Genomic DNA, 20,679 nt, shown 5'->3' with positions numbered 1-20,679 from the left:
GGTTCAAAAAAGGGGAGTAAATCATGAAAAAAACTTTGTTATTTGTCGCCGCAGCGGCGGCCCTTGCATGTACCAGTACCATAGCGATAGCACAGGCATCTGATGGCATTCTCACAATTGCTACCATAGGTGAACCACCTAGCCTCGACGTCATGCAAACGCCAACAGACATCGTCCTGACGATAGATCAGCATATTTTTGAAACGCTTTTCACTTATGATGATCAGTGGAAATCTGTTCCGCTGCTTGCCGCGGCAATGCCAGAGATTTCAGAAGATGGCCTCACCTACCGCATCGCATTGCGTGATGGCGTAAAGTTCCATGATGGTAGCGACCTGGATTCCAAAGACGTTGTTGCGTCTCTTAAGCGCTGGATGGAGATTAACTCTAAAGGCAAACAAGTTGCAGAAGTCGTCGAAAGTGTGAATGAAGATGGAGACCATGCGGTCATCATCAAACTCAAATCGCGCTATGCGCCACTTCTCGCTACACTTTCACAAGCCTCGGTTATCATTCCGTCAGAAACGGTGGAAGATACACTTACCAAGTTTATCGGTACTGGCCCATATGCCCTTAAAGAGCGCAAGCCTGATCAATATACGCAGCTCGTGCGTTTTGATGATTACAAATCTCCGGAAGGAGAGCCAAGCAACTATGCTGGAAAACGTGCAGCAATCGCTAAAGAGCTGCGCTTCGTACCCGTTCCCGATGCAAACACCCGCGTCGAAGGTCTGATTTCCGGGCAATTCGATTTTGCGGATTCACTGCCTGTAAGCGCCTATCAACGTGTGGAGGCCAGCGACAAAGCAAAACCCGTCATCTTCGAGAATTCCGGCTGGGCTTCTCTCAACATGAATATGAAAGAAGGCGTTCTTGCAAATAAGGAACTGCGGCAGGCCGTGCAAGCTTCACTCAATGCCTCTGACATGATGCTTGCAGCGTTTTCGGATGATCGCTTTTACAGTGTTGATGGCTCTATTTTCCCAAAAGGTTTTTACTGGAATACGGACGCAGGCGTAGTTCGTTATGGAGAAGGTGATCCGGAAACGGCCGCCAAACTGCTCAAAGATGCAGGTTATACAGGCGCCCCTATCCGCTTACTGACAAGCCGTCAGTATGAATTCCACTATAAAATCGGAGAAGTTGCCAAAGCCTATCTTGAGGCTGCGGGTTTCAAAGTGGACTTACAGGTTGTCGACTGGGCTACCCTAACCACCCGTCGTGCGGATCCAACACAATGGGATATTTTCATTACCCATTCCAACTTCCCTGGAGATCCTACAACGATCAACACCATTACGGATTCTTATCCAGGCTGGTACGTGTCTGACCAGAAAACAGCAGCCGTCAAAAACTATATGAATGCCACCACAGACGACGAGAAACTCAAAGCATGGGAGGGAATACAAACCGTCATTTATGACGATGCTCCTCTCTACAAGGTTGGCAATTTTAATGCTCTCTCAGGCATTGCCAACGGAGTGGAAGGATACACGCCTACCTATTGGCCCCATTTCTGGAATGTAACTCCTAAGCAGTGAGGCATGGAAAATGGAACGGATCGCCTGGGCATTGTTGAACCGATTAGTTGGCATGTTAATCGTGCTGGCTCTTGTCGTAACAGTAGTCTTCATCATTGTTCGTGTAACGCCAGGCGATCCGGCCGCTGTCATGTTGGGATCAGATGCCACCCCACAAGACATAGCCGATCTGCGCGCCAGAATGGGGCTCGATGCGCCCATTCTGATACAGTATGTCCATTTCATTATGGGCATATTTCAGGGTGATCTCGGACAATCTATGTTCCTCAATCAGCCCGTTACGACAGCCTTGGCATCTCGCGCCGAGCCCACATTCTTCCTCACCTTATTCTCAATCCTGATAGCAGTCGCCATCGCTCTGCCCGTTGGCATTTTCTCGGCCGTAAAACGCGGTACGATTTTTGATCAGTCCGTCGTTACATTGACCATGATCGCAGCCAGCATTCCCAGTTTCTGGCTCGGCCTTATCCTGATCCAAACTCTTGCCGTGGGGATGGGGTGGTTCCCTGCTTCGGGTTATGGCGGGCCGGATGCGAGTTTTTTCGACAGGTTGCAGCATTTGGTATTGCCAGCACTGGCGCTTGGTATCGTAAACTCAGCACTGATAACCCGCTTCACGCGTGCGGCAATGCTTGATGTACTCAGTGACGACTATGTGCGAACGGCGCGCGCTAAGGGGGCTCGTGAACGCAGAGTAATCCTCAAGCACGCATTTAAAAACGCGCTTGTTCCAATCATTACCGTTATCGGACTTTCAATCGCCATGCTAGTGGCAGGTGCTGTAGTGACAGAGACAGTTTTTGGTCTTCCAGGCATTGGCAATCTGGTCGTGTCAGCTGTTCTCCGCCGCGATTATCCGGTCATTCAGGGAACTTTGCTTGTCGTGGCTGCGATCTACGTCCTGATCAATTTCACCGTGGACCTTCTTTATATTCTGGTTGATCCGAGGGTAAAACTTTGACACTCGCTTCTTTCTCAATGCCATTTATCGATAATCTGCGGCGTCTTTTCGGCAACCGCGCCATTGCGCTGGGCGTAGTCATTCTTCTGGCCGTTATCCTTGCCGCACTCTTAGCACCATGGGTCGCTCCATATGCGCCCAACAAACTCTCTATAGTCAATAAGTTGCAAGGGCCCTCCTGGTCTCATTTTTTCGGAACCGATGAATTTGGACGCGATATTTTCTCTCGTGCTATTTATGCGGGGCGCATATCATTGCTTGTAAGTCTCGGTGTCGTTGCAATATCGACCATTCTGGGCATTTTCCTTGGTGTGACCGCAGGATATTTTCGAAGGCTTGACGCGCCAATCTCCCGCCTGCTGGATGCCATGATGTCATTTCCCGACATTCTGCTTGCAATCGCTTTGGTAGCGGCATTGGGACCATCGCTCATAACAGTTATCATTGCACTCGGCATTACCTATGCGCCGCGGCTCGCACGTATTGTGCGCGGCTCTACTCTTGTTATCCGTGAGATGCCCTATATCGAAGCCGCGATTTCGTTGGGACTACCAACCTGGCAAGTTCTTCTGCGCCACGTTCTGCTCAATCTGGCTTCCCCTATCCTCGTTCAGGCAACTTTCGTGTTTGCATCAGCTATGCTTGCAGAAGCGAGCCTATCCTTCCTTGGTATCGGCGTTTCATCAGACATGCCGACCTGGGGAACAATGCTGGCCGCTGGACGCGAATATATGAACAATGCGCCATGGTTGATGCTGTTTCCGGGTTTGGCGATCATCCTTTCCGTACTTTCACTGCAACTTGTTGGTGACGGGTTACGCGACATGGTTGATCCCCGTCTTGCGAAAGAAAACTGACCATGACCGACAACAATCACAACCAGAAGTCAGTTCTGACCGTTGAAAATCTGACCACTTCATTCAAGGCCGCAGATGGCTGGCGCGCAGTCATACGCGATATAAATTTTCATGTGGATGCTGGTGAAACCGTTGCCATCGTCGGCGAAAGTGGCTCTGGCAAAAGCGTGACAGCGCTTTCGACTATGCGATTGTTACAGAAAGACAAATCGCGCATCGAAGGACGTATTCTGCTTGAAGGTCGCGACCTGTTGCAACTGCCAGAAGCCGAAATGCGCTCAGTGCGCGGCGGTTCGATTGGCATGATTTTTCAGGAACCGATGACGTCCCTTAATCCGGTTTTCACAATTGGAAATCAGTTGGCCGAAGCGCTGGTATTGCACCGAAATCTTAGCTGGAAGCAGGCTGAAGCCGAAGCGATACAGCTTATGGAGCGCGTGCGCATTCCAGCGGCTCGGACACGATTGAATGAGTATCCGCACAAATTTTCTGGCGGAATGCGCCAGCGTGTCATGATAGCAATGGCGCTTGCATGCAGGCCCAAGCTCCTTATTGCAGATGAGCCAACAACCGCACTGGATGTAACTATTCAGGCCGAAATCCTGCATCTCATTCGGGAGCTACAGCAGGAAGAGAACATGGCAGTGCTTTTCATCACCCATGATATGGGCGTGGTTGCTGAAGTTGCGGACCGCACTGTCGTCATGTTACGTGGTGATATGGTGGAAACCGGTGCTACCAAAGACATTTTCGCAAAACCAAAAGCTGTTTATACAAAATCGCTTTTAGCGTCCATTCCACGCCTCGGCACTATGGGCGACACAATAGCGCCGAAACGCTTCCCGGAAGTGGACCCTAAAACCGGAGAGGCCAAAGATGGCCGCGTGACCAAGCCAGTTCCATCCAGTCGCGAACCTATCCTTAAGGCATCCAATATTGTTGTGCGATTTGACCTGCCCAATGGCCGCATCCATGCCGTTGAAAATGTCTCATTTGATTTGCGCCCAGGAGAAACACTGGCACTTGTAGGCGAGTCCGGCTGTGGCAAATCCACAACCGGACGCGCAGTTATGCGACTTCTTGAACCCACTTCCGGCAACATCATTATTGATGGTCAGGACGTCACGAAGCTAAATGCCTCATCTTTGCGTAACATGCGACGCAATGCGCAAATGATCTTTCAAGACCCCTTTGCCTCACTCAATCCCCGCATTCGTATTGGTGCGGCGATTGCAGAGCCGATGATATCCCATGGCCTGATGGACAAGAAGCAGGCGAAGGAAAAAGTTGCGGAACTCCTTGAACAGGTAGGACTTACAGCTTCGATGGCAACGCGCTTTCCGCATGAATTTTCAGGCGGGCAGCGTCAGCGCATCTGCATCGCCCGTGCACTGGCGCTTAACCCGAAGCTCATCGTCGCGGATGAGGCCGTTTCAGCACTCGATGTTTCGGTGAAAGCACAGGTTTCCAACCTTCTGTTGGATTTGCAGGAAAAGCACGACCTCGCCTATTTGTTTATCAGTCATGACATGGCGGTTGTTGAGCGGATCAGTCATCGGGTGGCGGTTATGTATCTGGGTGAAGTCGTTGAGATCGGTCCGAGAGTATCTATTTTCAATAATCCCCAGCACCCCTATACGCGTCGGCTTATTGATGCCGTTCCTGTTCCTGATCCCCTATCAAAAAAACTGGTGCGCCCTGATCTTGGAGAGGAAATTAAAAGCCCACTCCGACCACTCGATTATGTGGCCCCAAAGAAAAGCTATCGTGAAGTTAGTACCGGACATTTCGTGCAGATAAATGATGAGAACCGCGAAGAAAGCACGGCGGCATGAAATGCGCTCAGTCACCAATTCCAGCCTTCGTTGGCGTTGACTGGGGCACTAGCAGTTTTCGTGCTTGGCTTATGAGCGCTTCAGGCGATGTTATTGCCCAAAGCAAATCTGGCGAGGGTATGTTGCATTGCGCAAAGAGCGGCTTTGCACCAGTATTGGAGCGGCATCTGCGCAAGCTTGGCGCTACAAACGATTTGCCGGTTTTAATCTGTGGTATGGCTGGCTCACGCCAGGGCTGGGTAGAGGCACCTTATCTCCCCACGCCGACAACACTTGATCATCTGTATCAAGGTGCCCAAAGAATAGAATGCGACATGAACGTGCAAATTCTGCCGGGTGTTGCGCAGAAAAATGTTCACAATCCAGATGTAATGCGAGGTGAAGAAACCCAAATTCTGGGAGCAATCGATAATAGCTTTACCGGTCTCGTCTGTATTCCTGGCACTCACAGCAAATGGATCAAGATCTCAAATGGCATTATCCAGTCGTTCCAAACCTATATGACGGGGGAGCTTTTTTCCCTTCTATCGAGCCAAAGTATTTTAATGCATGCTGTTGAATGCGATGACAATCATATTGTCGATGATGCTGCATTTCTGTCCGGCTTTGAGATTGGACTAGAAAGCCCCACGAACTTAACAACAAACCTGTTTCGTTTGCGCGCGAGCCAATTGTTAGGCTTTTCACAGCGTAAGGATGGATACCATTGGCTATCAGGTCTGTTGATTGGTGTCGAGTTGGCTGACGCTCTTAAGGACTGTCATAAAGATATACCACTTATCTTGATAGGCGTGGGTCGCCTCGCCACCCTTTACGATAAAGCCCTGCAACATTCTGGCTATCAACCCCAAATAATCGATGCAGAAGAGGCATCACGTAAGGGACTGCTTAAAGCTGCCCGTAATCTCTAGAATATGAAAGAACAATAAGATGTCTCAGCCGAGTGTCAAATGGCCTGCGTTTAAGCGTTCTTTGGTTGCCATTTTACGTGGTATAAGGCCCAGCGAAGTTGAAGCAATCGGCGAAATGCTTATAGGTGCGGGTTTCGAGGCTATTGAAGTACCGCTCAACTCGCCCAATGCCCTTTCTTCGATTGAGCGCCTGAGCAAGCGCTTTGGTGCGGATAGCCTGATTGGTGCTGGAACGGTTTTAACAGCGGACGACTGTGCCCGGGTAGCAGATGCCGGTGGGTGCCTGATGGTCAGTCCCAACATCGATGCCGATGTGATGCGGATAGCCAAGGAACGCTCTATGGTCACATTGCCGGGTGTATTCAGTCCGACTGAAGCGCTGAAAGCAATTGAGCTTGGAGCATCGGCATTAAAGTTCTTTCCTGCCTCGGTTCTCGGCCCATCGGGTATTTCTGCGCTAAGCGCAGTGCTTCCTAAAAATATAGTGATCGGCGCTGTTGGTGGCGTCTCCCATCAAAACTTCCACGACTATATAACCGTTGGCATTCGTACCTTCGGATTGGGAAGCAGTCTTTATCGGCCCGGACAGAACGCAAAGATAGTTGAGGCGAATGCCATTGAAGCGGTCACGGCCTATGACGAAGCAATTTCTACAGCCAATTCTGGAGTATAGATAACATGACTGATAATCAGATAATTCGGTATGAAACCGCAGACAATCAAGCGGGCGGTCAGCCTCGCCCTTTCGCCAAAGCCGTACGCGCCGGTGACTTTGTTTATGTTTCAGGTCAAGTACCCACAATGGATGGCGAAGTCGTCGCCGGTAATATTGTGGTGCAAACCGAACAAGTCATCTCAAATATTAAGTCAGCTTTGGCGCTTGCAGATTGCACATTGGCCGATGTGGTTAAAGTGAATGTCTGGCTGGATGACGCTCGCGACTTCTCAAGCTTTAACGCAGTTTTCAAGAAACATTTTCTCGACCATCCACCAGCGCGGTCCACTGTGCAATCGCCGCTTATGGTTGATGCTAAAGTGGAGATGGACGTAATAGCTTACAGCAAACCAAAAGTCATTTAATGAAATAATAGACTTACATCCTTATGAAACACAGATAGACCAATTTTGGGAGTGCACAGACAGCAGGTTTTCCCTGTGCCCTTCCATCATTTCCGTCCCTCTTTTACGAGTAGCCAGAGGAAGTATATGCCTCCGATGCTAACAGTCATGATGCCGACGGGAAGCTGTGTTTCGAAGGCGTGCTGAGCGGCATAATCTGCGGCAGCAAGAAGCCCACTGCCTGTCAACGCTGAAGGAATAAGCGCAACACCTGCAGAACGCGTGATCCGACGTGCAATCTGTGGGGCAGCAAGCGCAATAAACGAGATCGGTCCAGCGGCGGCCGTGACAATAGCCGTGAGTGCAACGCCAAGGATCATCAACGCCGCCCTCGTGCGATTGGCATTCACACCAGAGGCGCGCGCTGCATCATCTCCCATTTCGAGTTGTCGCATTGGTCGTGCAAGAAGCATCGTCAAGGGCATGATAATGAGAAGAACAATTGCAACGGGCACCAGCTGATCAAAGCCCAGACCATTGAGCGAACCCGCGCCCCAGATAGCAGCTGACATCGCCACATTAAGATCAGCCGCCTTGATCATCCAACCATTGAAGGCGGATAACATAGCTGAGATGCCAATACCCACAATGATCAGCCGGAAGCCTTGCATACCATTGCGCCAAGCCAACATATAGACAGCGAGCGCTGTAATCACGCCACCTGTCAACGCTCCTGCGGCAACTTCATAATAGCCGCCAGACAAAAGCAGGATGACGATCAATGCACCTGTATAAGACCCCGCCGCAAAGCCAATGATATCCGGGCTACCCAGTGGATTGCGGGTCAGTGATTGGAAGATCGCGCCGCTCATGCCAAGTGCTGCGCCCAATAAAATGGCCAGCAGAACACGCGGCAACCGCCACTCAACAACAATCATCCGCACCATATCCTCACCCTCGCCGCGTAAGGCACGCAGCGCATCGGGGATCGGAATTTGGTAACTGCCACTGGTGAGCGATGCGATTGCAACAAGCAAAATCAACGCAATGAGAGCAAATCCAATCAGCAGTCCACGTCGATGCAGGCGAAGGGAAAAGCGACCTCCAAAGAAGCGAATGACCGCGATATGGCCAGTTCCAACACGTGTTGAAGGTGTTTCTGTCATAGTCCACTCACCTTCCTGCGTCGTGCCAGCGCAATAAGCACCGGCGCACCAATAAAGGCCGTCACAATGCCCGCTTCGAGCTCGCCTGGATAAAGCACCAGGCGTCCGACAATATCGGCACTGAGTAGAAGGACCGGCGAGAAAATCAGCGTGAAGGCAACAATCCGTCTCTGATCAGGACCAGTAAACCAGCGCACCATATGCGGCACCATCAGACCGACAAACCCAATAGGACCACAAGCCGCAGTTCCAGCACCCGCGAGCAGTGTGACAGCAATCACCACAAGAATACGCGCACGCAGGATACTTGCTCCCAATGAGCGCGCAAGATCATCACCCAGTGCCACTGCATTGAGCGGTCGCGCGGCCAACAATCCAATAACAAGGCCAGCGAAGATAAACGGAGCAACGCGCGCCACCACATGCATGTCGCGGCCTGCAAGCGAACCAATCGACCACATACGCAGCGCATCAAAGGTTTGCGGGTTCAGCAACGTCATGGCAGAGCCAATACCACCCAACACGGCTGAGAGTGCCACGCCAGCCAGAACCAGTCTAATGGGCGTTGCACCTTCTCTTCCGCTGGCACCCAGCGCATAGACAATCAGCGTGATGATAATAGCACCAGCGAAAGCCGCCCAGATATAGGTGTCAATCGACTGCCAGCCCAAAAGGCCAACGGCCAGCGTGACGAAGAAAGCAGAACCGGCATTGACGCCCAAGATTCCGGGATCGGCCAAAGGATTGCGGGTCGCAGCCTGTATCAGTGCGCCCGACACGCCAAAAGCTGCACCGCATAACAGTCCAAGCAAAGTACGTGGCAGGCGATAATCAAGCAGTATAATTTGCTCGGCTGATGATCTGTTCTGCCCTGACAAGGCTTGAAGCAGCACATCAGGCAAAAGCATCCGCGTTCCAACAAGAAGGCTGGCAAAACTAAGCGCAACCAATAGACCAAAGCCGCAGAGTAGAAACAGGAAACTGATCCGCATTGTTGGAGCTGAAGCATTGACGGGTAACCGAACGGGCCTGTCTACTTTCAACGATTGGTCCTTTTGATTATCAATCATTGTGCTGACCTAATGGAATACCTGCCGCCGACCAGGCTGGCCATCGCTCTAACCGCTTGCTGCTCTTCTATGCATTGCTTGTTCTTCACGTATCCATCAGACTCGTGCCTGTCCTTCAATCCAGTAACCAATCTCATCAATACGCTTCTTCTCAAAGCTGAACCCATCAAGCAAAAACTTGAAGCAATCGAAAACACAAAGACTTCACCTGCGATATAGAGATAACCCACACCGTAGGGCAAGCATGGAATGTTTCGTGCAAGCCATGGCAGTCCTTCGTGGCGCTGATCTCTATCTCAGAACAAGCTTTTCCCACGAATTGCAAATATTCAGCCGTGGCTTCCTTCAGTCGGCACAAGCGGGACCGTATCTTTCTTTACCTTCTCGCGATGGAAGATAAACAGACCCGCCAAAACGATAATCGCGGCGCCTCCCAATGTTTGCACATCAGGCAACTCATCAAAGAACATCCACCCAAACAGAATAGCCCATAGCAACAAGGTATATTGCAGCGGCGCGAGAATTGAAGCAGGCGCAAGCTTTAGTGCACGCGTTATAAGCAAATGCGCAAGGCATGCAACGATGCCGAGTAAGAGCAAGGCAAGCAACTCACCTGTGTCGAACGATGTCCAGTTCCCTATACTCAGGGCGCCACCAACGACCAGACAGCCTATTGTTTGCCAAGTGACCAGCGTTGTATCGGGCGTCGATCTGAGCACGCGCCCCAGAACCAGTGTCAGGGCAAAGGACAAGCTACCCAACAGACCGAACATAGAAGGCCAGGAAAGCATGGCTGAGGATGGTCGCAATGCGATAATCACGCCGACAAAGCCAATAAATACGGCCAACCAGCGTCGCCAACCGATACGTTCACCCAAAAGAAAATGTGAAAGGGCCGCAACGTAAATTGGGCCAGCCATATAAAAGGTCATCACATCTGCCAGCGGAAGGAATGTAACTGCAGCATAAAAAAGGCCGGTATCCGCTGTTGCAAGCACAACACGCGCGAATTGCAGGGATGGCTTTTCTACTTGGAACAGACTTGCAGCTGGCTTTCGCGCAAGCATCGGCCCAAGCACGAAGAACGCACCAAACGATCGGATAAGAAGGACCTGACCAACAGAGAAACTTGCGACCAGCCATTTACCCATGGCATCATTGAGCGCGAACATGAAATCGCCAAGCAGCATTAACAGGATGCCAACCAAGACTGCATTTCCGCCCACGGCAAGCACCGTTTTTTTGTTCATAATTAATTGGTGGTCCCGGCCACAAAAACCAGCATTCTTCGCGCACAAATCCGTTGCTGAGCTTGGCCGACTATACTGCTGCATGTTGGAGTATTACTCTGCTTACTCCGCACATGAAGGCTTTGCAAGATGCTGCTGCAAGTGCACCCTCTTCGTTACTTTTCAAGTCATGCGCAGTAGGCTATAGCGCTTCACATAGCGTCGCGAGGTCGCGCGTTGTGAGGTCAGCATGAGCACTGAGTCCAAACCTATTGTCGGGATAGCATTAGCTTCAGCAGGCTATGCCTGCTTTGCGCTACAGGACGCGATTGTAAAATGGCTCGTCGCTGATTACGCAGTGCCGCAAATTCTTTTCATGAGAAGTCTGGTTATTGTCCTGATAACCGGCGGGTTAGCCTGGCATTTCCGCCATCCTTCAATATTTAAAAGCAAATACCGGGGAACACTGGTTCTTCGCGCAGCTTTAATGCTGTTGGCCTGGCTGCTTTTTTATAATGCCGCTCGATATTTAGGTCTTGCAGAATTAACGACACTATATTTTTCAGCACCAATAATGGTCATGTTCTTGTCGATTTTTATACTGAAAGAGAAGATCGGCACAGGACGCTGGATCGCTTGTATCGGTGGCTTCATTGGCGTTCTGATCGCAGCAAATCCAACGCATTCTCCAAATCTTATCCCAGCACTGATGTGTGTTGTTGCCGGTTTCTGCTGGGCTCTGAGCACGATTTTGATACGCCTTGTGAGCAGGACTGAAACAACACTGACCCAGATGTGGGCTACAAGTCTTCTGTTCGGAATTGCATGCGCTGTTTCCTTTCCATGGATCTGGAAAACACCTGACGCGACTGGGTGGCTTTTGATGCTCATACTGGGACTGGTCGCGACCGTTGGACAATATCTGCTTTATGAAGGCTTCCGTCATGCGCCCGCTTCCGCTCTTGCACCAACGGAGTTCTCGGCACTGATCTGGGCATTTATCTACGGCTATGTGCTCTGGGCAGAAATCCCCACCGAGAACGTTTTGATCGGCGCAGTATTGATTGTTTTTTCAAGCATGGTTTTGGTCGCCTGGGAGCGCCGTGCTGAACGTGCTGCGCAAGCCGGATAACCGTTTCTCGCGATGTGCTTAACAATCAGAAACCAGTGCTTAACGCCCAGACAAAATAAAAACATTCACTTTGTACTCATATTTATTTAGTAAGAAAAGGCTTGATAGAGAATCGACGCGCATCTCGTTCAATATGCCGATATAACAACTTGAATTGCGTTAAAGCGTCTCTCGTAAAGCTGTTATGGGACCAGTTCGAAAGCGTTATCATGAATTTGAATTTGCTTCCATTTCTGATGGCACGGTCTTTTTTCGTCACGTCTGTTTTGACAGATAGTTCGGGGCGTTGAACTTTGTCGCTCGTTCTTAATTCGGTTTATGCATCGCAACGCCAGTCTTTGCTTAGCACTGTATTTCGGATTGTCCGGGATGCACAAATTGCTGAAGACTTGGCGCAAGAGACATATATTCGTGCAAAGAGAGCAATCGACAGCGCACCGATAGAGCATATCGAAGGATATCTTCACCAGACAGCCCGCAATCTTGCCTTGGATTATCTCCGTCGCAAGAAGACGCGCAGCTCCGTAGAGAGTGAGACAACGGACCCATCCGTTATCGATGTTATCGCCAGTGATGTTATATCTATCGAAGAAGCGATCATTGAGCGCCAGAAATTCCATCAGTTTAAGCACGCACTGGCTGGCTTACCGAAGAGAGCTCAGGCAGTACTGATACTCAGTCGAATAGATGAATGGCCTCAGGCGAAAATTGCTGAACATCTTGGTATATCGGAACGAACGGTATTTAATGATTTGAAATTGGCGCTTGGTCATTGCAGAGATATTTTACAGCGATATGAAAAACCTTAGATCTTTTGGATTTGACCAATCATTTTGCCGGTTACAACAGTGTCAGGCGTCAAATGTATAAAGAGTGCTGCTGCACTGACTATGGGATGGCCTGAGTGGAACGTCGCGATACTGACAAGAATAAGGCTTCAGGTGAGACTTACGCTCATGACGACGCGGTTGTCGACGAAGCTTTGAATTGGTTTCTGAAGCTCAACGACCGGCCGCAGGATGAACAGCTGCAAAATGCTTTTGAAGCATGGCTGAATGTGTCTCCAAGTCATATTATCGAGTTTCGCAATATAGAGAATCTGTGGGGCTCGAAAGTGTTTCAGGCCGCAGTCGAAACCTTGCCGCAGACAAGTGTAAGATCAAAACGGCGGCAACCATGGTTTAGCTTCAGAAATATTGCCATCGCCGCATCGCTTGCCGCAGTTACAGCTGTCGGTGCCATGCGTCTTCCAGACATGATGCTTTGGATGGAAGCTGACTACATGACTGCTACCGGCGAGATCCAGCAACAGAATTTACCGGATGGATCATCGGTTTTACTCAACACCGGTTCTGCAATCAAATTTGACTTTGAGAATGGAAAACGCTTCGTCTCTGTTTTGAAAGGTGAAGCTTTCTTTGACGTTAAACACGATCCAGAGCACCCTTTTCGGGTTAAGAGCGCTTTTGGCAGCGTTGAAGTAAAGGGCACAGCCTTCTCCGTGAAAGAGGCGACAAACCACGTCGATGTGGTATTGGAGCGAGGAGAAGTTGAAGTTCGTTGTGATTGCGAGCAAGGCGCAATGGCTCTTTTAAGACCGGGCGAAACAATCACATTGACGTCAGATTCACTCTCCGCAATCAAACCCATTGATGCAGAGCAAGCACTGGCTTGGCGTGATGGCCGCATGATTTTTACAGACGTGGCACTCTCAGCCGTCCTCAGCGAGCTTAAACGTTATTATTCGGGCAAGATTTTTGTTACTGACGACCGTATCAACCGTTTGATCGTGACGGGTAACTATCGCCTTGATAATATTGAGGGTGCGGTGCGAACGCTTGCTGATGCGGCAGGTGTTTCTATGACCCGCATTCCCGGCGGCATTATAATTCTTCGCTAAATTCTCAAGTTTTTTTTCTGGTTCTCGTTGTCTGCTGCGTCAAACCCTTTGAGAGCGGTGTTCGACGATCTGCGAACGCCCACTGTAAGCATTAAGAGGGTATTGAAATGTCAATATGGCGGGAACATTCTTGTTTGTCACGAAACTCTAACCGACCCGGTTCAAGACGGCTATCAACTACATTGCTGATGGCATCAACAGTGGTCAGTTTAGTTTCTATGAGCACAATGGGGCCAGCTCACGCACAAACCGGACAAGCTTCTGGTGACATACAACAATCCCGCAGTTTTGAAATTGCTCCGCAGCCTCTGTCATCCGCGATTAACAAATTCATCAGTCAAACCGGTTGGCAAATCAGCTACTCGTCAGAACTGGTCCGCGGAAAACAATCGCAAGGCGTCAGTGGTCCGCTGACACCAGCGGCTGCGTTACAGCGACTTGTGGCTGGCACCGGGCTTGCAATCCGCATTGGAGCGCCGGGGTCCGCAGCCTTGGTTGATCCTGCCCGATCAGCAATTAATTCCAGCGCAGCCGATGGCACTCTTTTGCTGGATACCATTACGATTGCAGCAGGTGCAGGCGCGTCAGGGCTTACAGAAGGCAGCAATTCATATACGACATCAGAAGCGGGGATGCTGAAAGGTATCGAAAGCCTGCGTGAAACACCGCAGTCAGTCAGCGTCATTACGCGCAAGCAGATTGAGGACCAAAACCTCACCTCGCTGAGCGATGTGCTGAGCAAAACCAATGGCCTCACCCTGCAACGAGCCAGCAGTTCAGCGGGATCATCGCTGGGCAACGATACCAATTTTTACTCACGCGGTTTTCAGGTTGGCAATATCCGTATCGACGGTGGTGCCGCGATGGACACTGTTCTAAACGGATTTGGATCGATCAGCGGCATTGATATGGCGCAGTATGATCATGTTGAGTTTCTGCGTGGAATTGATGGTCTCTATTCCAGCACTGGTGATCCAGGCGGTACAGTTAATCTCGTCCGCAAGCGTGCCAAGGCCGAAAAGCAGACAACGTTTTCAACGAGTGCCGGGAGCTGGAACAATTATCGCGTTGAGGCAGATACCACCGGCGCTTTAAATGAAGATGGCACTATCCGGGGCCGTGTCGGGGTCGCATATCAAGATCAAAAATATTTCTACGAAACCGCAAAAATGCGAAATGGTCTGGTTCATGGTTCTCTCGAATTTGACCTCACGCCTGATACACTTTTGATCTTGGGCGGCAGCTATAAAAAGACAGATGGAAAGCCCGATTTTGCGGGCCTTCCCCGCTATAGCAATGGCGCTGACCTTGATCTGTCGCGCAAAACATCGCTTATCCCTGACTGGTCCTACACGCACGATACCTCAACCGAACTTTACACACGGCTTGAGCATAATTTTAATGAGAACTGGGCTGTGAACGCCAATGTTCTCTATTCACGTATGAAGCGTGATCACAGCGGAGCTTATGTATTTGGTGGCGTTGATGCTGCGACGGGTGCCGGAGGCTATCTCTATAGTTTTCCTGAAACCAATATCATGAACCGCATAGCCGCCGATATTAATATCAAAGGCAATGTCGAGGCATTTGGTCAGGAGCACACACTCCTGTTCGGTACGGACTATCAGCGCGGCAAAGCTGATTCTGAGCAATATACTGGGTATCTTGGCTACCCAATGGATGTATTTAATCCAGTATTCCCAGATGAGAACCTGCCAGCCTCTCCACTCAAGGATAGCTATTACACGACGGAAAAACAGTCATTCTACGGAATGGGACGGTTCGGCATCGTCGACGGTTTGCACTTGATAGCTGGCGGCAGGCTATCGAACTATTCATATAAGAGTGAATCTTGGGAAACGAACGGAACCGGCTATGTGCAGGGTTTACGCCATCTCAAAGAGAAAAATGTTTTCACGCCTTACGTTGGGTTGACTTACGACGTCATGGACAACTGGACAGCCTATGGTAGCTATGCGGAAACATACAAACCGCAATATATGTATCGTGCTGGCCCTCTGCCGGGAACACCACTTGATGCCGTAGAAGCCAAGAATTATGAGTTGGGTATCAAGGGCGAAATCCTTGGTGGTCTAGCAAACACATCCTTTGCACTTTATCGCATCGAACAAACTGGTGCCGCAGTTGAGAACCCAGACTACCCATTGAGCTATGGCGCATTTATCTGCTGCTATCTCAATCAGGGCAAAGTTGTCAGTGAAGGATTTGAGGCCGAGATCTCCGGCGAAGTTCTGTCAGGACTACAGCTTTCCGCAGGTTATACGTACAACCAGAATTCTGACAAAGATCAAAACCGTTCATACAGCACCATTACACCGAAACATATGTTTAAGCTGTGGTCGACCTATAAACTGCCAGGCAAGCTGGAGGGATTAACCCTTGGTGGTGGAGTGGTTGCACAGAGCAAAACATTCGTTCGTGGTAGTGCTGTAACCTACAATCCCGATAGCGGTAAGTGGGATGGTGCCTCAGTACCGTTTGAATTTACCCAGTCGGGATACTCAGTCTGGAGTACGCGTATCGACTACGAAATAAGGCCAGACTTGAATATAGCACTCAACGTCAACAATATTTTCGATAAGAAATATTATTCGACAGTTGGCTCCAGCTCGACGGGGAATTTTTATGGGGAACCACGCAGCTTTACTGTATCTCTAAGTGGCAAATTCTAAAATGTACTGCTAACACACTGTGTAAGCGAGCATAGCGTAACTTGAAAATGATGATATCGTTTTGCAGCCTGAGAAACCCGGTTTTTGGGCTGCAAAACGAAGACAGGTGGTGAATTTGAGAACTACATTTTCACGCTTTATAGGTGTTTTACTGCTTCTTGTCGGACTGTCGCTTAGTCCAGCTTTCGCGGTAGAACCCAATCATCCGCGCACTGTCAATCATGCTCTTGGCACGACTGAAATCCCTTCTGATCCACAGCGCATTATAACACTTGGCTGGAGTGGTGAAGATGCGGTGCTCGCATTGGGCAAAGTACCAATCGCGATGATGCATTATGGCCTGTTTGAAAGTGGTGTTTCCCCTTGGAATGAAATTAAACTTGGTAACGAAAAGCCAGTCTTCATCCATGCCGGACCGTTGGACTTTGAAGCCGTCGCAGCATTAAAACCTGATCTTATCCTTGGCATCTATTCCGGCATTGACGCAGTTGCATATAAGCGGCTTTCTGCAATTGCACCGACTGTCGTTTATCGCTCCGGTCCGTGGCAGGCCGATTGGCGAGAGCAGACGACATTAACAGGTGAAGCGCTCGGCCAGACCGAATTGGCAGCGCAACTCATTGATCAAACGAACAAGTATTTACAAGAACTCGGTGGGCAGCATCCCGATCTGAAGGGCAAGAGCTTCATTTTCGGCACCTATTTTGCCGGCAGCAACAGTGTGGTGGTTTATCTTCCTGCTGACCCACGTGTGCAGGCGCTAACGGAACTGGGTCTGAAAATTCCAGATGGTGTTGAGGTTCTAGGCCAAACGCACAAAGGTGATTTTTCAACCTCTGTAAGCCTTGAGAATATCGGTAGTATCGACGCCGATATACTTATCATGTGGTATAGGGATGGAGCACGAGAGGCTGCCGAAGCCCAACCTTTGTTTACAGCGCTGAACGCTGTGAAGCGAGGCTCTTATGTTCCACTTGAAGATCCGGTTTCGGTCTGGTCTACATCGGCATTGAGTGTTCTTTCGATTCCTTACGGGTTTTCTAAATTTGTGCCGCATCTGGCTGAGGCTGCACGCAAAGCGGAGCAGCAATAATGATGCATGACGACACACATAATCACGATGCCCACTCAGACGATCATGATCACCACCATGATGAAGATGATGGTCATCATCACGATCCCTATGTGGAAGATTATTTTCTGGGTGAAGCGATAGACGTTGAACAACTATCGCCATCGATGATCCGGGTTGTTCTAAAGATCATAGGCGGAGAACGCCTGATCCCATCGGGCCATGCGGATGAATGGGTGCGTCTTGCGCTACGGCCTGATGCAGATACACCGGTTACGCTGCCGGTTCTGATGGAAGACGGCAAGTGGGGCAGACCTGATGGCTCGAAGCATTGCCCGAACCGTCCTTATACGATCCGCCGCTGGGATGCTTCACGCTGCGAGATGACGATTGATATTGTTGTGCATGAGGGCGGGGTCGCAGCAGACTGGGCGATGTCTGCAAAAATTGGCGATGTGGTTGGCATTTGTAACCCGGAAGGCCGGTTATGGATTCCCAAGGGCAGCAGCTGGATATTGATGCTGACTGACATTACCGGTCTGCCTGCTGTTGGCCGTGTTCTGGAGGAACTGCCAGAGGGTTTTCAGGCAGTTGTGCATGTAGAAGTGCCGCTTGATGAAGACAGGCAAGAATTGACGACACAGGCCAATGCCAGCATTCACTGGCATGTCTGCCATGGTCTGAAAGCTGAACGTCCGGGCTATACTGAACTGCCACGCATTGCACAGGCTATCGATCACCTGCCGGATGGTCCGGGTTATATTTATATCGCCGGTGAAGCACGCGCGGTATCGGATTGCCGCAAGCATTTCCGCGATACGCTTGGCTTCGACAAAAAGCGGATTGATGCAATCGGTTATTGGATTGAAGGACAAGCGCGGGTTTAATGGTCTCGTAGTGGTGTTTGCTGAGACCCGCAAACACCCACCCCCACATATTTTTAAATAGCAGTTTAGGCGCTTTCTCTTTTCACCACATCATACCCGATATCGATGATGGAATTGCTTACACCTGGTCCCGAAACACGATGGATGATAAGTTCCATACTTCTCTCGCCCATCTCATAGGCATTGGGTTGAATAGTCGAAAGACCTGGTGTGATTTCTGAAGCGATTTCATAGTCCCCCCATCCTGTTACCGCCAGACGATCAGGAACTTTCCAGCCAAGACGCGTACACTCAAAAATTACGCCCGCCGCAACGATATCCGTTGGGCAGATCACCCCATCAATATCAGGATCAATGAGACGCAGTGCCTCCAAGGCTTTCGGACCAGCGCCAAACCCATCAGCTTCATCTACAACACAAACGCGATGGCTTTCTAAACCTGCCACCACAACAGTTTCTGTAAAGGCTGGTAGTCGGTCGCTATACCGTCGGGCAGATGTGCTACCATATCCAACAAACCCGATACGCTGACAGCCTCGCTCTATTAAAAGCCGCGTCATCGACCGCGTTGCATCAGTCATCGAATAACCAACCGCCATATCTAGCGGATCTTGAGTTACCCAACTTTCAACAACAGGTGTTTGGGTTTTGTTGATGAGATCTATTGCCTCTTGCGAATGCTGGTTGCCGACCAGCGCAATACCAGCAACACGTAACCCGATGAACGTCTGAATTGCGGCAGTTTCGTCTTCTTTGGTTTCCGCAAGTTTCAAGATCAATTCATAACCGCTCTCCGTTGCACGATCCTGCATACCGCGTACATATTTATAGAAGCTCGAATTCTTCATCGAAGGAATAACAGCTCCAATCACACGGCTTTGTCCTGATGACAAAATACCCGCTGAATGATTGGGGACATAACCAAGTTCAGCTGCCACCTGAAAAACGCGAAGGCGCGTTTCTTCCAACACCCGCTCAGGATATCGGAACGAATTTGATACAGTCATAGGTGACACACCAGCGGCTTTTGCGACCGACTGCATCGTTATGAGAATTTTACTATGAACCAGATTATTCATGATTAAGGCACAAATTATTACCACAAAAACCTGTTTTCAAGGTTTTATATACTATTGAATTGAAGTTCATAAGAAAATACATCCTTGACCAAAACCGCTTAAAGATTGATTGTAGCGCTACAATATAATGCAATTTCTGGAAATGCATATGGTTTTTGGTTTGGGTGAGAGGGCAGATCGCGAGATGCCCTTATGAATTATCATGCTGAGAATGGAGCTAGTCCACTGGTGCTGCAAGCTGTTACCAAACGGTACGGCTCAGCTATCGCCGTCGATAATCTTGATCTGACGATTGAAGCGGGCAAACTTGTTTCACTGCTTGGGCCATCAGGATGCGGAAAAACCACCACCTTGCGTATGGTAGCCGGTTTTGAGCGCGCAGATTCAGGATCTATCCGCATCGGAAATGCCGATGTAACGACCCTTCCACCGCATCGCCGCCAACTCGGCATGGTCTTTCAAAACTATAGCCTCTTTCCCCATCGAACGGTCGCCGAGAATATAGGATTTGGTCTGAAGATGCAGGGGATTGGTCGTGCTGCACATGATGAGCGCATCAAATCAATGCTTGACCTCATCCAGCTGTCGGGGCGTGGTGATACCTACCCCTCGCAACTCTCTGGTGGTCAGCAGCAACGTGTAGCGCTCGCTCGATCCCTTGTTGTCAACCCAAAGGTTCTTTTGCTTGATGAACCACTAAGCGCACTCGACAAATCTTTGCGCGAAAGCATGCAGTTTGAAATTCGCGCGATGCAGGCGCGTCTTGGCATCACCACTTTGCTGGTCACGCACGATCAGGAAGAAGCGCTGTCTATGGCAGATCAGGTCGCAGTTATGAAAAGCGGTCGAATTCTCCAGCTCGGTACGCCGGGAGACATTTATGACCGACCGCGGAGCCGTTTTGTCGCGGAGTTTCTTGGTGCTTCAAACATATTCGAAGGCACGACATCGCAAGATGGTACTGCGCTGCTTTTATCAAATGGCCAGAGTAAAGTTAGCATTCCGCTTGCCGCTCCTCAGCCTGCTGGGGCGTCAGTGATCCTATCGATCCGCCCTGAACGTATTGTTCCGCTGAATAAGGACGAAGGACTGCTTGAGGGTCGCGTTGTTGGCGCAGTTTTCCGAGGGAATTATGCTGCGTATCAGGTCGATATCCCGGCGTTGCGCCGCGAAATCGTTATCTACAGACAGGCTGAAAGCAATCTCGGTGAACTGGCCTATCATCTGAATCAAGACATTACGCTTGGCTGGAAACCGCAGGATGCGGTCGTCGTAGTGCCAGAATAA

Annotated in this window: 18 protein-coding genes; 14 read left to right on the top strand and 4 right to left on the bottom strand. The window is 50.0% G+C overall.

Going from position 1 to position 20,679, the window contains the following annotated elements:
* Positions 1-23: 23 nt before the first annotated feature.
* From WH356_RS14975 to WH356_RS14945, 7 genes are read left to right on the top strand one after another with little or no spacing between them, the layout of a single operon-like run.
* Positions 24-1,541, top strand: coding sequence for an ABC transporter substrate-binding protein (locus WH356_RS14975; RefSeq protein WP_339512152.1), 1,518 nt, complete (start codon positions 24-26; stop codon positions 1,539-1,541).
* 10 nt (positions 1,542-1,551) lie between these two features.
* On the top strand, positions 1,552-2,502 hold the full coding sequence (locus WH356_RS14970) for an ABC transporter permease (RefSeq protein WP_445253679.1): 951 nt from the start codon (positions 1,552-1,554) through the stop codon (positions 2,500-2,502).
* A 17-nt stretch (positions 2,503-2,519) separates the two neighbouring features.
* A complete protein-coding gene (locus WH356_RS14965; RefSeq protein ID WP_339512340.1) occupies positions 2,520-3,359 on the top strand; it encodes an ABC transporter permease in 840 nt (279 codons plus the stop codon).
* Between the two features lie 2 nt (positions 3,360-3,361).
* Positions 3,362-5,194, top strand: coding sequence for an ABC transporter ATP-binding protein (locus WH356_RS14960; RefSeq protein WP_339512150.1), 1,833 nt, complete (start codon positions 3,362-3,364; stop codon positions 5,192-5,194).
* Entirely contained in the window at positions 5,191-6,105 is a 915-nt protein-coding gene (locus WH356_RS14955) for a 2-dehydro-3-deoxygalactonokinase (RefSeq protein WP_339512148.1), read from the top strand. The genes WH356_RS14960 and WH356_RS14955 overlap by 4 nt, the downstream gene beginning before the upstream one ends.
* Positions 6,106-6,124: 19 nt before the next feature.
* Positions 6,125-6,778, top strand: coding sequence for a 2-dehydro-3-deoxy-6-phosphogalactonate aldolase (locus WH356_RS14950; protein WP_339512146.1), 654 nt, complete (start codon positions 6,125-6,127; stop codon positions 6,776-6,778).
* Positions 6,779-6,783: 5 nt separating this feature from the next.
* On the top strand, positions 6,784-7,185 hold the full coding sequence (locus WH356_RS14945) for a RidA family protein (RefSeq protein WP_339512144.1): 402 nt from the start codon (positions 6,784-6,786) through the stop codon (positions 7,183-7,185).
* Between the two features lie 86 nt (positions 7,186-7,271).
* Here the strand turns inward: WH356_RS14945 and WH356_RS14940 are convergent, their stop codons facing one another.
* From WH356_RS14940 to WH356_RS14930, 3 genes are all read right to left on the bottom strand, one after another.
* A complete protein-coding gene (locus tag WH356_RS14940) occupies positions 7,272-8,330 on the bottom strand; it encodes a FecCD family ABC transporter permease (RefSeq protein WP_339512142.1) in 1,059 nt (352 codons plus the stop codon).
* A complete protein-coding gene (locus WH356_RS14935; RefSeq protein WP_339512140.1) occupies positions 8,327-9,373 on the bottom strand; it encodes a FecCD family ABC transporter permease in 1,047 nt (348 codons plus the stop codon). The genes WH356_RS14940 and WH356_RS14935 overlap by 4 nt, the downstream gene beginning before the upstream one ends.
* Before the next feature lie 356 nt (positions 9,374-9,729).
* A complete protein-coding gene (locus WH356_RS14930; RefSeq protein WP_339512138.1) occupies positions 9,730-10,650 on the bottom strand; it encodes a DMT family transporter in 921 nt (306 codons plus the stop codon).
* A gap of 229 nt (positions 10,651-10,879) precedes the next feature.
* Here WH356_RS14930 and WH356_RS14925 point away from each other — a divergent pair, with 229 nt between their 5' ends.
* From WH356_RS14925 to WH356_RS14900, 6 genes are all read left to right on the top strand, one after another.
* Positions 10,880-11,761: a DMT family transporter gene (locus tag WH356_RS14925; protein WP_339512136.1), complete on the top strand. Its 882-nt coding sequence runs from the start codon at positions 10,880-10,882 to the stop codon at positions 11,759-11,761.
* Positions 11,762-12,054: 293 nt separating this feature from the next.
* Positions 12,055-12,570, top strand: a complete 516-nt coding sequence (locus tag WH356_RS14920; RefSeq protein WP_339512134.1) for an RNA polymerase sigma factor — start codon at positions 12,055-12,057, stop codon at positions 12,568-12,570.
* A gap of 95 nt (positions 12,571-12,665) precedes the next feature.
* Positions 12,666-13,661: a FecR family protein gene (locus WH356_RS14915; protein WP_339512132.1), complete on the top strand. Its 996-nt coding sequence runs from the start codon at positions 12,666-12,668 to the stop codon at positions 13,659-13,661.
* Positions 13,662-13,888: 227 nt separating this feature from the next.
* Positions 13,889-16,354 (top strand): TonB-dependent siderophore receptor, encoded by a 2,466-nt coding sequence (locus WH356_RS14910; protein ID WP_339512130.1) that lies wholly within the window; start codon positions 13,889-13,891, stop codon positions 16,352-16,354.
* A 115-nt stretch (positions 16,355-16,469) separates the two neighbouring features.
* Positions 16,470-17,447 (top strand): iron-siderophore ABC transporter substrate-binding protein, encoded by a 978-nt coding sequence (locus tag WH356_RS14905; protein WP_339512128.1) that lies wholly within the window; start codon positions 16,470-16,472, stop codon positions 17,445-17,447.
* A complete protein-coding gene (locus WH356_RS14900; RefSeq protein ID WP_339512126.1) occupies positions 17,447-18,313 on the top strand; it encodes a siderophore-interacting protein in 867 nt (288 codons plus the stop codon). The genes WH356_RS14905 and WH356_RS14900 overlap by 1 nt, the downstream gene beginning before the upstream one ends.
* A 65-nt stretch (positions 18,314-18,378) precedes the next feature.
* Here the strand turns inward: WH356_RS14900 and WH356_RS14895 are convergent, their stop codons facing one another.
* Positions 18,379-19,356, bottom strand: coding sequence for a LacI family DNA-binding transcriptional regulator (locus tag WH356_RS14895; protein WP_339512338.1), 978 nt, complete (start codon positions 19,354-19,356; stop codon positions 18,379-18,381).
* Positions 19,357-19,584: 228 nt separating this feature from the next.
* On the opposite strand from WH356_RS14895, the gene WH356_RS14890 reads away from it, so the two are divergent.
* Positions 19,585-20,679, top strand: coding sequence for an ABC transporter ATP-binding protein (locus WH356_RS14890; protein WP_339512124.1), 1,095 nt, complete (start codon positions 19,585-19,587; stop codon positions 20,677-20,679).

Origin of the sequence: Ochrobactrum sp. MYb379 (assembly GCF_037479515.1) — a bacterium.
In the GTDB taxonomy this organism is placed as follows: Bacteria; Pseudomonadota; Alphaproteobacteria; order Rhizobiales; family Rhizobiaceae; genus Brucella.
This window is presented reverse-complemented; position numbering and strand designations above follow the sequence as displayed.